The 13,631-nt window shown below is 69.0% G+C and carries 13 protein-coding genes; 9 read left to right on the top strand and 4 right to left on the bottom strand.

Annotated elements, in window-relative coordinates; translation table 11 throughout:
- Positions 1 to 42: 42 nt before the first annotated feature.
- The gene (locus J2X65_RS11860; protein WP_310201160.1) at positions 43 to 1,569 is read right to left on the bottom strand and encodes an MFS transporter; all 1,527 of its coding nucleotides are present in this window, start codon (positions 1,567 to 1,569) and stop codon (positions 43 to 45) included.
- A 216-nt stretch (positions 1,570 to 1,785) separates the two neighbouring features.
- On the opposite strand from J2X65_RS11860, the gene J2X65_RS11855 reads away from it, so the two are divergent.
- Together J2X65_RS11855 and J2X65_RS11850 are read left to right on the top strand one after the other, a co-directional pair.
- Positions 1,786 to 2,043, top strand: coding sequence for a DUF2188 domain-containing protein (locus J2X65_RS11855; RefSeq protein ID WP_310201158.1), 258 nt, complete (start codon positions 1,786 to 1,788; stop codon positions 2,041 to 2,043).
- Positions 2,044 to 2,135: 92 nt separating this feature from the next.
- A complete protein-coding gene (locus J2X65_RS11850) occupies positions 2,136 to 3,914 on the top strand; it encodes a chloride channel protein (protein WP_310201156.1) in 1,779 nt (592 codons plus the stop codon).
- A 9-nt stretch (positions 3,915 to 3,923) separates the two neighbouring features.
- On the opposite strand, the gene J2X65_RS11845 is transcribed toward J2X65_RS11850, so the two are convergent.
- From J2X65_RS11845 to J2X65_RS11835, 3 genes are all read right to left on the bottom strand, one after another.
- Positions 3,924 to 4,979, bottom strand: a complete 1,056-nt coding sequence (locus J2X65_RS11845) for a dipeptidase (RefSeq protein ID WP_310201154.1) — start codon at positions 4,977 to 4,979, stop codon at positions 3,924 to 3,926.
- Positions 4,980 to 5,007: 28 nt separating this feature from the next.
- Positions 5,008 to 5,688, bottom strand: a complete 681-nt coding sequence (locus J2X65_RS11840; RefSeq protein ID WP_310201152.1) for an isochorismatase family cysteine hydrolase — start codon at positions 5,686 to 5,688, stop codon at positions 5,008 to 5,010.
- A 327-nt stretch (positions 5,689 to 6,015) separates the two neighbouring features.
- Entirely contained in the window at positions 6,016 to 6,648 is a 633-nt protein-coding gene (locus tag J2X65_RS11835; RefSeq protein ID WP_310201150.1) for a TetR/AcrR family transcriptional regulator, read from the bottom strand.
- A 162-nt stretch (positions 6,649 to 6,810) separates the two neighbouring features.
- Here J2X65_RS11835 and J2X65_RS11830 point away from each other — a divergent pair, with 162 nt between their 5' ends.
- From J2X65_RS11830 to J2X65_RS11800, 7 genes are all read left to right on the top strand, one after another.
- Complete coding sequence (locus J2X65_RS11830; RefSeq protein ID WP_310201148.1) at positions 6,811 to 7,893, top strand: putative urea ABC transporter substrate-binding protein; 1,083 nt, start codon at positions 6,811 to 6,813, stop codon at positions 7,891 to 7,893.
- Between the two features lie 421 nt (positions 7,894 to 8,314).
- Entirely contained in the window at positions 8,315 to 9,133 is an 819-nt protein-coding gene (locus J2X65_RS11825; RefSeq protein WP_310201146.1) for an ABC transporter permease, read from the top strand.
- Entirely contained in the window at positions 9,134 to 9,985 is an 852-nt protein-coding gene (locus tag J2X65_RS11820) for an ABC transporter ATP-binding protein (RefSeq protein ID WP_310201144.1), read from the top strand. It begins immediately after the preceding gene.
- 5 nt (positions 9,986 to 9,990) lie between these two features.
- Positions 9,991 to 11,304: an NtaA/DmoA family FMN-dependent monooxygenase gene (locus J2X65_RS11815; RefSeq protein ID WP_310201142.1), complete on the top strand. Its 1,314-nt coding sequence runs from the start codon at positions 9,991 to 9,993 to the stop codon at positions 11,302 to 11,304.
- A gap of 39 nt (positions 11,305 to 11,343) precedes the next feature.
- A complete protein-coding gene (locus J2X65_RS11810) occupies positions 11,344 to 11,886 on the top strand; it encodes a flavin reductase (RefSeq protein WP_310201140.1) in 543 nt (180 codons plus the stop codon).
- A 132-nt stretch (positions 11,887 to 12,018) separates the two neighbouring features.
- A complete protein-coding gene (locus tag J2X65_RS11805) occupies positions 12,019 to 12,339 on the top strand; it encodes a hypothetical protein (protein ID WP_310201138.1) in 321 nt (106 codons plus the stop codon).
- 315 nt (positions 12,340 to 12,654) lie between these two features.
- Complete coding sequence (locus tag J2X65_RS11800) at positions 12,655 to 13,554, top strand: amidoligase family protein (protein WP_310201136.1); 900 nt, start codon at positions 12,655 to 12,657, stop codon at positions 13,552 to 13,554.
- Positions 13,555 to 13,631 lie beyond the last annotated feature (77 nt).

Here is a 13,631-nt window from a genome sequence, read left to right as displayed (position 1 = left end):
ACCTCCCCGGTTCCGCCGCAACTCGATCCTTCGTCGCGGCGGCTAGCGCGACCTGCCCAGCAGCCGGCGAGCGACGATGGCGGCGAAGAGCGTGGTGACCGCGCAGGCAAGGGTGGCGAACACCAGCCCGCGTGAGAAGGCATCATGCGACGCCTGCATCAGCGCCTCGCCCGCCGGGCCGCCGAGCTGCTGCGCCGCCGTCACCGCGCCGTCGAGGGTGCGCCGTGCGGCCGCGAGCCGTTCGCCGCCGGCTTCCGGCAGCGTGAGGTGCTCCATGTTCATCCGATAGGTCGCCGCCACGATGCTGCCGAGCACGGCGATGCCGAGCGCGCCGCCGAACTCGAAACTGGTCTCCGAGATCGCCGAGGCGGCGCCGGCCCGCTCCGCCGGAGCGACGCGCATCATCAGATCGGTGGTGAGGGTGCCGACCGGGGACAGGCCGAGGCAGAGCAGGATGATCGAGGCCGACATCACCGGCAGCGGCGCGCGTTCGATCTGGGTCAGCAGCAGGAAGCCGGAGCCGGCAAGGACGAGGCTCGCCACCAGCAGGTCGGCCGGACGCATGCGGCGCACCAGATGCGGCGTCGCCAGCGAGCCGATGGCGAAGCACACGCCGGAGGGCGCGGTCCACAATCCGGCCTCGAACGGCCCCATGCCGAGCACGAGCTGCAAATATTGCGACAGGATGAGGAAGATCCCCATCGCCCCGAACATCGCCATGATGTTGATGCCGAGCGCGGCGCCGATCATCGGCCGGCGCAGCAGCGAGAGATCGATCATCGGGTCGGCGAGACGGTTCTGGCGGGCGACGAAGAATCCGCCGACCACGAGGCCGAGCGCCACCGCCGCGGCGGCCTGCCCGTCCGGCCCGGCGGCGGCGACATGCTTCATGCCGTAGATCAGCGCCAGCACCGCCGTCACCGACTGTGCGGCGCTGACGACATCGAGCCGGCCGGCATGGGCGTCGCGATATTCCGGCAGCAGGATCGGCCCCAGCACGATCAGCCCGACCATCACCGGCACGGCGAGCAGGAACACCGCGCCCCACCAGAAATGCGCCAGCACCGCGCCGCCGACCAGCGGGCCGATGGCGGCGCCGGCGGAGAAGCAGGCGATCCACACGCCGATGGCCAGCGTGCGCTCGCGCTCGTCGAGGAACATGTTGCGGATGAGCGAGAGCGTCGAGGGCGCCAGCGTCGCCCCGGCAATGCCGAGCACCGCCCGCGCGGCGATCAATTCGCCTGCCGAGCGCGAGAAGGCGGCGAGGATCGAGGCGGCGGCGAAGCAGCCGGCGCCGATCAGCAGCAGCCGGCGCCGGCCGATGCGGTCGCCGAGCGTGCCCATCAGCATCAGCAGGCCGGCGACCATGAAGCCGTAGATGTCGATGATCCACAGCAACTGCGTCGCGCTCGGCGCCAGATGCAGGGCGAGCTGCGGCACCGCGAGGTTCAGCACGGTGAGGTCCATCGCATAGACGAGGCAGGGCAGGGCGATGACGGCGAGGCCGACCCACTCCTTGCGCGTGGCCCGTGCGCCGGAGCCGGTCAGCTCATGGGGGTCGGCACGCATGGTCTGCACTCCGCACTCTGCACGGGCCGCTCGGGCCCGGGCGTGGCTCGATAGCCCATTCCGACCGCCCTCGCCACCCGCTTTCCGCTTCGGAAGCCGGACAGGCGCCATGGGAATGGGCAAGTCGCGCCGCGGCAACAGTGCTAGGCTGATGCCCGCGCTTCGTTCGGAACCGGCGTCGGTGCCGGCCGTTTTCAGGGCCGGGAGGAATGTGAGATGAGCCATATACGCTACGAGATCGTCGAGCATGACGGTGGCTGGGCCTACAAGCTCGGCGATGTGTTCTCCGAAACCCATGCCACCCACGAGGGCGCGCTGAGGGCGGCCCGCGAGGCGGCGGCCCGCCAATCGCTGACCGGCGAGACCCGGCCGATTCTCTATCAGGACGCCGCCGGGGCCTGGCATCAGGAGACCGCCGACGGCACCGACCGGCCGGAAGCCGAGATCGAGGACCCGAGCGCCGGCAGGCGCTGACGCCGCCGGCATTTTGCGCCGGCGTCACGGTTGCCTGCGACGCCGGCGCTGCCTAAACACGGGACAGCAATGCCGCTCCGCAAGGCTGGCCCGTGACGCCCGATCCCGCTCCCCAATCGCGATCCGTTGCCGCCCGTCTGCGCTCCATGGTGCGGACCGGCGAGTTGGCGCTCGTCGCGCTTGCCGGCGCGGTCGGCATCCTGGCCGGCGTGGTGGTGGTCGCCCTGGGGCTGGCGACCCAGTTTCTGCATATCCTGCTGTTCGGCATCGCGCCCGATGCCCACCTCTCCACCACGGCGGGACTCGCACCGCTGCTGCTCGTCCTGGTGCCTTCGCTCGGCGGGCTCGCCTTCGGCATTGCCGGGCTGCTGGTCCGGCGAATCTCCTCCGCTGCGCCGGTCGATCCCATCGAGGCCAACGCGCTGCATGGCGGCCGCATGTCGCTGCGGGACAGCCTCATCGTCGCGGTGCAGACCATGGCATCGAGCGGGGTTGGTGCGTCGGTCGGGTTGGAAGCCGGCTATACGCAGGCGTCGAGCGGGCTGGCCTCCCGCTTCGGCCAGGCACTGCATCTGCGCCGTGCGGATCTGAGGCTGATGGTGGGGTGCGCGTCCGGCGCGGCGATCGGCGCGGCCTTCGATGCACCGCTGATGGGCGCCTTCTACGGCTTCGAGCTGATCCTCGGCACCTATGCCATACCGGCTTTCGTGCCGATGATGACGGCGAGCTTCACCGCTGCCCTCACGCGCCGGCTGCTGATGCCGGAGGCGTTGCCGTCCTTGCCGTCGCTGCCCGCGCCGGCGCTCGCCGACCTGCCGCCGGTGCTGCTGCTCGGCGCATTCTGCGCTGTTGTCGGCATCGCGGTGATGCGCGGCGCCACGCTGGTCGAGGCGGGCTTCCGTCGCGCGCCGGTGCCTGTCTATGTCCGGCCGGCGCTGGGCGGGCTGGTGGTCGGACTGATGGCGCTCGGCACGCCCGCCGTGCTTTCCGCCGGTCATGGCGCCGTCTACCATCACATCGCGCGTGACGAACTGCTGGCCCCGCTGGCGCTGCTGCTGTTGGCCAAGGTGGCGGCCTCCTCGGTCTCCATCGGCTCCGGCTTTCGCGGCGGCCTGTTCTTCGCCTCGCTGCTGATGGGCGTGCTGGCGGGACGGGTGTTCGCCGGCGGGCTGGAATTCGTGCTGCCCGGCTTGGCGGCGGACCATGCGCTTTATGCGCTGATCGGCATGAGCGCGCTGGCGGTTTCCGTCGTCGGCGGGCCGATGACCATGACGCTGCTGGCGCTGGAGATGACCGGCGACTTGAATCTCACCCTTGCCGTGCTCGCGGCCTCCGGCATCTCCTCGCTGATGACGCGGCGGCTGTTCGGCTTCTCCTTCGCGACCTGGCGGTTCCATCTGCGCGGCGAGAGCATCCGCGGCGCGCACGACATCGGCTGGCTGCGCGATCTCAAGGTGCGGGACCTGATGCGGATCGAGGTGCCGCAACTCGATGCCGATACGCCGCTCGACGCTGCCCGGCGGACCTATCCGGCCGGCTCCACCACCTATGTCGTCGCCACCGCCGCCGATGGCACCTATGCCGGCATGGTGCCGACGGCGTCGCTCTATGCCGCGACCGAGGCGGAGGGCGAGGCGCCGGCCACGCTGCGCCCGCTGCTGCATCTTGCCGACGCTGTGCTGCTGCCCGACATGACCATCCGCGAGGCGCTGGATGCCTTCGCCGGTGCCGAGGCGGACGTTCTCGCGGTGGTGGACGACGCGAGCCACCGACGACTTGCCGGCGTGCTCACCGAGACGCATGCCATCCGCCGCTACAGCGAGGAGATGAGCCGCCGCCTGAGCGAGATCACCGGCGAGCGCGCCGACTGAGCGGGGATCTCAGCCGACCTCGTGCCAGGCGCGGGCGAGCACGCGCAGCCAGTTCTCCCGGCAAAGCTTGGCGAGTTCTTCCGCCGTGAAACCGTCCGCCGCCAGCGCTTCCACCAGTATTTGCTGCCTGCTGGCGTCGCCTATCGCGGCGGGGATGGTGGCACCGTCATAGTCCGAGCCGAGCGCCACGCCATCGATGCCCACGCGTTCCACAAGATGGCGGATATGCGCCACCATCGCCGAAAGCGGCGTGTCGGCATCTTCCTTGCCGTCCGGCCGCAGCATGGTGGTGGCGTAGTTGAGCCCGACCAGCCCCTCGCTCTCGCGAATGGCGTCGAGCTGGCGGTCGGTAAGGTTGCGCGCCACCGGCGTCAGCGCATGGGCGTTGGAATGGCTGGCGATCAGCGGCTGGTCGGTGGTCTTCGCCACGTCCCAGAAACCCCGCTCGGTGATGTGGGCGAGATCTATGAGGATTCCCATGCGGTTGCAGGTGCGGACCAGTTCGAAGCCCGCCTCTGTCAGCCCTGGCCCGGTGTCCGGGCTCATCGGGAAGGCGAAGGGGACGCCGTGGCCGAAGATGTTGTTGCGGCTCCATACCGGCCCCAGCGAGCGCAAGCCGGCGGCGTAGAAGGTTTCCAGCGCCGCGAGGTCGGGCCCGATCGCCTCGCAGCCCTCCAAGTGCAGCACGGCGGCGAAGGTGCCGGCGGCCATGGCGGAACGGATCTCGGCGGTGGAGCGGCACAGCTTCCACAGGCCGGCCCGATCGAGCCGGAAGGCGATGGCCGCCATGTCCAGTGCGATGTCCAGTGAGGGCGATCGCTCCAGCGGCGCGGCGAGCGGGGTGGCATAGTGGCCGTTCGCATCGGCCTCCTTCAGGATCAGTTCGCCGGAGGGGATGTAGATGGCGCAAAGCCCGCCGGCGAGGCCGCCCTTGCGGGCGCGGGGGGCGTCGATATGGCCGCGCTCCGTGCCCTCGCCGAACTCGCGCACCGGGTCTTCGCCCGCTTTGGCATGTTCCCACAGCCGCAGCAGCACATCATTATGCCCGTCGAAAACCGCTTCCATTCCCGTTGGTCCGTTCCGTCCTGAAGGATCAGCCGCGAAGGGCGGCGATCACTGCCGCACTCTCGGCCACGGCGCCGAAGATGCCGCCCTCGGTGCAGATGGTCTCGATCGCGGCGCGATGATTGGCCTCGACGGTGGCGGCGCAGCCATCGGTGATCAAGAGCGGCTCGTAGCCGCGGTCGACCGCCTCCCGCAAGGTCGAGTGCACGCAGACATCTGTCGTCACGCCGCAAATAAGCAGATGCCGGATGCCGCGGGCGACCAGGATGCGGTCGAGGTCGGTGGCATAGAAGGCGGAGAAGCCGGGCTTGTCGATCACCGGCTCGCCCGGCGCCGGGGCGAGCGCCGGCACGATGTCCCATCCCGGCTCGCCACGGATCAGCAAGCGTCCGAGCGGGCCGGGGCTGCCGATCTCCGCGCCGGCGGCGCGCGAGCGGAAGCGCTTCTGCGGCGTCAGGTCGGTGAGATCCGGCCGATGGCCCTCGCGGGTGTAGACGACGAGCCCGCCAAAGCCGCGCACCGCCTCGCGCAGCGCCACGATACGGGGGACGAGCGCCTGCGCCGGGCCGACATCATAGCCCATGGCATCGACATAGCCGCCGGGCTCGCAGAAATCGCGCTGCATATCGATGATGATGAGCGCGACGGTGGCCGGCGCGAGGTCGCTTCCATGCGGCCAGTCATAGGGGCGGGCGGCGACGCTGGGCATGCGGGGAGGTCTCGATGGGTGGGGAGGAGCCCCGAGTCGTGCCGACCATGCCTGAAGCGGCCGCGGGTTCCAAGATGCCGCTGCGGCGGCGGCCTGCGGCCTGTCATTCCCTCTCCCCGCCCGAGCCTGGCTGTTGCCTGGTTTGGCTTCCGGCATGGCCCAGGCCGGAAACATGCAGCTTAGGCGGTGAGTTGGCTCGCGAGGTGTAGCGGTGAGGGGGAGACGCCATTGGGAAACGGCGGGAATCGTCAAAGACCCCTTACCCCACCCCTCTCCCCGACGGGGAGAGGGAGTTTCGCTGCTCGTTCGTCAAATGGGGACACACTTTCAAGAGGTGGGCAGTGCGTGCGGGGCGCCAACTCCGATCCAGCCCGGCACCACCTCGGCAAGGTCGCGGATGTCCTGGGCGACGCGATTGTCGCCGCGGCTGGTGGAAGCGAAGAAGATGCCGTCCAGCATCAGGCCGATGCGGCGCGCCGTGCGCGAGATGTCGTGCGGCTGGAACAGCCCGGCAGCGATGCCCCGCTGCAACGCATCCTCCAGCAGTTCCTTCTCGCGGCGATAGAAGCCGGCGACCAACGCGTCGAGCACCTCGTCCTGCATGCCCGAGCTGGCATAGTCGGCCATCAGCTTCACCATGCGAATCAGCGTCGGCGCGATTTCGATATGGCTCTCCAGCCAGGCGAGGATCTCGGCGAGCGGGTCGGGCTGATGGGTACGGCGCGCCTCATAGCCGAGCATGAGCTGCTGGATGGCGTGCTCTAGCGCCCGGCGCACCAGATCGTCCTTGTTGTCGAAGTAATGGTAGAGCAGGCCGACATTCATCTCGCACACCTGCGCGATGTCGCGCACCGTCACCACCGAATAGTGCCGCTCGGCGAACAGCCGCAGCGCCTCGTCGAGGATCATCGCCCGGCGTTCCGCCGGGGGCAGGCGCCGGCGTGCCGCTTTTGCGGTCATGATGCGTTCCTCCGTAGAAGTACCGATCGGAAAAGCACGGAATTGTCTGCCTTGCTCATATGCTAAGCGTGCCTGTTTGTTAGGCTTGCATGCCGTATTAAGTCAACGCTTAATAGCGAGGTATCCAGCGACGTCCCCCCCCGCGACCCGGAGCCCCGCCCCATGAAGCGTTTCCTGAGAGCTGCCGCGCTTGCCGCCGGCCTCGCCGCCGTCGTCCTTGCCGGTGCCGACAGCCCGGCGCACGCCGCCCCCAAGAAGAGTTTCAAGGTCGCCTACACGGTCTATATCGGCTTCATGCCGCTGGCCTATATGAAGTCGTCCGGCATCATGAAGAAATGGGCCGACAAATACGGCCTCGACATCGAACTGATCCAGGCCAACGACTATGTTGGCTCGGTCAACCAGTTCATCGCCGGCGAAATCGACGCGGTGGGCGTCGCCTCGATGGACGGGCTGACCATGCCGGCGGCCGGCGGCGTCGACACCTCGGTGTTCCTGATCACCGACTATTCCAACGGCAACGACATCGTCCTCTCCAAGACCGCCAAGGACATCAAGGAACTGGCCGGCCAGGACGTCTACCTGCTGCAATACAGCGTCTCGCACTACCTGTTGAACCGCGGCCTGCAGCAGGCCGGCATCACCGACCCGACGGCGACCAAGACGGTGAACATCTCCGATAGCGAGATCGCCGCCGCCTATGTCTCGCAGAAGGATCTGGCGCATGCGGTGTCGTGGAAGCCGCTGACCGAGGACATGCAGAAGGTCGCCGGCACCACCGTGCTGTTCGACTCGTCGAAGATCCCCGGCGAGATCATGGACGTGTTCGTCGGCAAGACCGAGGTGTTGAAGGACAATCCCGATTTCGCCAAGGCGGTCGTCGGCGCCTGGTACGAGGCGCTCGGCGACCTCAAGGCCGGCGGCGCCAAGGGCGACGAGATGCGGGCGGTGATGACCAGCGCCATGGGCACCGATGCCGGCGGCCTGCAGAGCCAGCTCGACACCACCCACTTCTTCTACACCCCGGCCGAGGCGCTGGCCTTCCTGATCTCCGCCGACAACGCCAAGATCTGGGACAGCATCCGCACCTTCTGCTTCTCGCAGGGACTGTTCGGCCAGGGCGCCACCAGCGTCGACACGATCGGCATCGAAGTCGCCGACGGCACCGTGCTCGGCGACAAGGCCAACATCAAGATGCGGGTCAACGCCAGCTTCACCAAGATGGCGGCCGACGGCAAGCTTTGACGGCTCCGTTCTCGGACAGGCGCGTGCGACGCGGCGCCGATCCGGGGAAAGGGCGCCAGCTGTGTCAAGCCGAACGACCGGCTCCCTCTCCCCGTCGGGGAGAGGGGTGGGGTGAGGGGGAGCCACGCTTCCCAGCCGCTGGAACCCCTCACCGACCCGCTGCGCGGGCCACCTCTCCGCCAAAGCCGGATGTTTCCGGCTTTGGCCTTGCCAGAACCGAACTCGGCCACGGCCGAGTTCGGGCGGGGAGAGGGACAGAAAGAAGCAGAAGGTGCCCGCTGGGCTCTCCACCGAAGCCGGATGTTTCCGGCGTCGGCCTCGCCGGACCCGAACGCGGCAACAGCCGCATTCGGGCGGGGAGAGGGAAGAAACAAGCACAGAAGGCGGGCTCGGTGAAGACCGCCACAGGAAAGGCCGAACCATGCGTCGCATCATCAACTACGCGCCCCGTCCGGGCGTGCGGGTGATCCTCGCCGCCCTGCCATTCGTGCTGCTGGTGGGGGTCTATTTCCTCGGCTCCAGCGCCCGGCTCGCCATCGATCCCGCCGACAAGCTGATGCCCGGCTTCGCCTCCTTCTATGCCAGCATGGTCAGGCTCGGCACCACCATCGACATCGCCACCAAGCAGTATCTCTTGTGGTGGGACACCTGGCTGAGCCTGCAGCGCCTGTTCCTCGGCCTCGGCATCTCCGCGCTGGTCGGGCTGGTGCTCGGCATCCTCGTCGGTTTCGTCCCCTATCTGCGGGCGACCTTCGAGCCGTTCTTCGCCGCCTTCTCGCTCATCCCGCCGCTCGCCGTGCTGCCGATCCTGTTCATCCTGTTCGGCCTCGGCGAACTCTCCAAGATCGTGCTGATCGTGTTCGGCATCGCCCCCTTCATCACCCGCGACGTGATGCTGCGCGTCGCCTCGCTGCCGACCGAGCAGATCATCAAGGCGCAGACGCTCGGCGCCTCCACCTGGCAGATGATCACCGGGGTGATCCTGCCGCAGGTGATGCCGCGCCTCATCGATTCGGTGCGGCTCTCGCTCGGCGCCGCCTGGCTGTTCGTCATCGCCGCCGAGGCGATCACCGCCGAGGGCGGGCTCGGCTACCGCATCTTCCTGGTGCGCCGCTATCTGGCGATGGACGTGATCCTGCCCTATGTCGCCTGGATCACGCTGCTCGCTTTCCTGATGGACTACGCGCTGCGCAAGATCGCCGCCGTCGCCTATCCCTGGGACCGGATCAAGGCGGCCTGAATGACCCAGATCATCTTCGACAATGTCTGGAAGGAATATGGCGCACACATCGTGCTCGAGCGCATCAACCTGACGCTCGACGACCACGAGTTCCTCGCCGTCATCGGCCCGTCCGGCGCCGGCAAGACCACCTTCCTGCGCCTGCTGCTGTCGCAGGAGGCCCCGACGCGCGGGCGCATCCTGATCGACGGCGAGCCGATCGCCCCCGAGCCGACCGCCGATCGCGGCGTCGTCTTCCAGCGCTACTCGGTGTTCCCGCACCGTACCGTGCTCGGCAATGTCATGATGGGCCCGCAATGGGCGGCGTCACCGATGCTCGGCCGGCTGTTCGGCGCCCGCCGCCGCATGGTGGAGGAGCGCGCCATGGCGCTGCTGACCCGCGTCGGCCTCGCCGAGCATGCGGAAAAATACCCGGCGCAGCTCTCCGGCGGCATGCAGCAGCGCCTCGCCCTGGCGCAGGCGCTGATCATGAAGCCGAAGGTACTGCTGCTCGACGAGCCGTTCGGCGCCCTCGACCCCGGCACCCGCAAGCAGATGCACGAACTGGTCAGCGAGCTGTGGGAAGAGAACGCCATGACCATCGTCATGGTCACCCACGATTTGCCGGAGGCGTTCCTGCTCGGCACGCGGGTGATCGCCGTCGAGCGGCGGCGCAACGACCCGCAGGCGCCGGAGCGCTTCGGCGCCACCATCGTCTCCGATTTCGAGGCCAAGTGCGCGGTGGCGCGCGCCAGCCGTCGCTTCGAGGCCGAACGCGCCCGCCTGCGCCTCTCCCTGGTTCCCCAAGACTCTCTCAGCGACGATTCTCTTTCCGCCGGCGGCAGCTCCGCGGCGGCACTGGTGAAGGACTGACCGATATGGCCGACAAGCGCTTCCACCTCGCCTGGTTCATGAACTTCACGCCCGACGAATGGCGCGAGCCGTTCGGGCAGGGGGGCAATCCGTGGGACGGCCAGTTCTACATCGAGATGGCGCAGGCGATGGAGCGCGCCTGCTTCGACCTGATCATGATCGAGGACAAGCTGATGGTGCCGGAGACCTATGGCGCCTCGCGCGACCTCTCGCTCAAGCACGCCATGATGGTGCCGAAGGCCGACCCGGCGCCGCTTGCCGTCGCCATGGGCATGGCGACGCGGCATCTCGGCGTGGTGGCGACCATGTCGACCATGGCCTACCCGCCCTTCATGCTGGCGCGGCTGTCCTCCACCATCGACAGCCTGACCAAGGGCCGCTTCGGCTGGAACGTCGTCACCTCGGCCGAGGACCTGATGGCGAAGAATTTCGGCATGGACCAGCTGCCTCCGCGCGAGGACCGCTACGCCATGGCCGACGAATATATGGAAGTGGTCGGCAAGCTGTTCGATTCATGGGAGCCGGACGCGGTGGTGCTCGACCGCAAGAACGGCATCTATGCCGACGGCTCCAAGGTGCACACGGTCGACCATGAGGGCCGCTTCTATAAGGTGCGCGGGCCGCTCAACACTGTGCCCTCGCCGCAGCGCCGGCCGGTCTATCTCCAGGCGGGCGCCTCGCCGCGCGGGCGCGACTTCGCCGCCCAGCATGCCGATGCCATCGTCTCGGTGGCGAACGGCGTCGAGGGTATGAAGGCGTTCCGCGCCGACATCCGCGCCCGCGCCGAGAAGCTCGGCCGCAACCCGGACGACATCAAGGTGTTCTTCTGCATCTGCCCCAGCCTCGGCGAGACCGAGGCGGAGGCCCGCGCTCGCTACGACAACGTCACCATGTCCGACAATTTCGTCACCGACGTGCTGATCTCGATCTCCGCCATCACCGAGATCGACTTCTCGAAGTATGACCTCGACAAGCCGCTGCCCGAGAAGCTGGTGACCAACGGCGAATCCGGCACGCTCGACAAGTTCCAGCAATGGGGCTCCGGCAAGACGCTGCGCCAGCTGGCGGCGGCCGGCGGCGGCGGCCTCGTCTCCTCCATGGAACTGATCGGCACCCCGGCGCAGGTGGCGGAGAAGATGGGCGCGGCGATGGCGGAGGTCGGCGGCGACGGCTTCCTCATCACCACCCCGGTGCTGCGCGTCTCCCGCCGCTACATCGCCGAGATCTGCGACGGGCTGGTGCCTGAGCTGCAGGCGCGCGGGCTTGTGCGCACCGAGTACAAGCACCAGCTTCTGCGCGACAATCTGCGTGAATTCTGAGCTGCGGCGCCACGTGCGCGGCGAGTTAGGAGGGCGGCGATGAGCCCCTGCCTCAAGAAAGATATCGTGCCGGCTGAACCGGGGCTCGCTCCGGTCGGCCGGCAGCAGTACCGCGACGCGATGGCGCGCCTCGGCGCGGCGGTGAATGTGGTGACCACCGACGGGCCCGGCGGGCGCCACGGCTTCACCGCTTCCGCCGTGTGCAGCGTCACCGACGACCCGCCGACGCTGCTGGTGTGCCTCAATCGCGGCTCGTCGGCGAGCGCCATCGTCCATGCCAACGGGGTATTGTGCGTCAACACGCTGGCGGCCGGGCAGCAGGAACTGTCCGACCGCTTCGGCGGCCGGGTGCCGCCCGCCGAGCGCTTCCAGGCGGGGAAATGGCAGCCGGGCGTCACCGGCGCCCCGGTGCTTCTGGGAGCGCTGGCGAGCTTCGACTGCCGGATCGCGCGGTTCGTCGAGGTCGGCACCCATGACGTGCTGTTCTGCGAAGTGGTCGGCCTCGGCGACGAGGGCGCCCGCGAGGGGCTGATGTATTTCCTGCGCGACTACCACGCCTTGCGTGGGCCGTCGTCCGACTGAGCCGCGGGCAGGTCGAAGATGGCACTGTCCGTCCCGCGCGCCGGGGCGGACAGGGCAGGCGGGATCGATGCCGACGCCGCGGCCGGAACAGGCTGGCGATAGGAGCGTTGCCTCCCGAGCAGGGAGGATCGCATGAACGGGCATTTTCGCATTTCGCTCGCGGCCGGGGCGTTGCTGGTGCTGGCCGCTGCAACACCCGCCGCCGCCCAGACCTCCGGCGGCACCTCCACGGGCAACAGTTCCGCCCCGGCCCTCTCGTCGCCGCCAGCCGGGGACCCGACGCTGCAGCGACCCTCGGCGAACCAGCCCAATCCGACCATGCCGCCATCACCGGCGGCGCCGGCGATTCGGCAACCACCTCCGGGCACCATCACGCCTTCGGTGCACGGCATGCCGACGCCGGACTGTGCGCCCCCCAATTGCGGTACGCCGAGGATCATGACCACGCCGTGATGCGGAGGCCGGGCGTGCGGCATCGTCCGCCGTCGCCAGCCGCTGCGGGGCGGGACGGTGCCTAAGGTCAGCCGGCTCGCAAGCGCGCGGATCGCGTGGCGCGGCCTCTTGGCGGGATCGGCGTCACCTGCCATCGCCTCGCCGGATCGGCGAGGCGTTCAACAAGCGGGGAGCCGCACGGGTCGAGAGGGTCGGCGCGAGGCGGATGGCCAGCCGCTGCGGCCCGCCCGCGCGGTGTTTCCCGGTGGCCCACCGCGCGGCGCGGAGGGGCGGCCTCGTATTGACCCTGCGGCAGTATCGGTTCATGCATGGCTGATGTCGGTCCTTACGATGCAGGCGACGTCCGTCGACACCACCGCCTTCCAGCCTTCCTCCAGCCCGGTCGGCGTGGAGATCGAGTTTTCCGGCCTCTCCGTCCGCGCCGCGGCGCAGGCGCTGCAACGCGGCTTCGGCGGCCGGGTCGCCGAGGAGGATCCGCAGGCCTTCCATGTGCTGGGAAGCCGCCTCGGCGACATGCGGATCGAGCTCGACATCCGCCATGTGCATCCGCATCGCGGCACCGGCAATCCGCTGTCCGGCCTGCCGGAGGCGCTGGTGATCGGGCTGGGCGGCCTGCTGGCGCCCTTCGTGCCGCGCGAGCTGATCATCGGCCCGTTCGACCGTTTCGAGCTCGACCGGGTGAACGAACTCGTCGCTCTTCTCCGCGAAGCCGGGGCGCGAGGCGAGGGCGCCACGCTTTTCGACGGGCTGGGCCTGCATTTCAATGTGGCGCAGCCGAGCGCCGATCCACGCCAGATCGTCGCCACCTTCAAGGCGTTCCTGACCCTTGAGCCGCATTTGCGGCGCGAGATCGGCGCCGGCCTGCTCGCCCGTGTCCACGCGCCGCCGGCCTTTCCGCCCGATTATGTCCGGCGGGTGCTGGCGGGCGGGTACTGGCCCGACCTCGCGACATTCACCCGCGACTACCTCGCGGCCAACCCGACGCGCAAGCGCTCGCTCGACATGCTGCCGTTGCTGCTTCATTTCAGCGCCGGCGCGGCGTTTCCCCGCTTCGCCGGCAAGGTCAAGCCGCGGCCGGCCTTCCATTACCGCCTGCCGCTCGCTTGCGTCGGCCGCCCCGGCTGGACCATCACCGAGGATTGGGAGCGGTGGCGGGCGGTGGAGCGGCTGGCGGCGGAGATCGCCGCGTCCGCACCGCGCGGCACGGGCTCCTGATCCGAGCGCCTCGAACGGCCGCGCCGCGGCGCCCGCGGGCGGGGAGCGGTGCCGGCAATGCCGGCACGGTGCGGCGG

The sequence above is a fragment of the Ancylobacter sp. 3268 genome (assembly GCF_031456575.1).
Taxonomy (GTDB): domain Bacteria; phylum Pseudomonadota; class Alphaproteobacteria; order Rhizobiales; family Xanthobacteraceae; genus Ancylobacter.
Note: the sequence above shows the minus strand (reverse complement) of the source record. Positions and strands in the feature narration are given on the sequence as shown.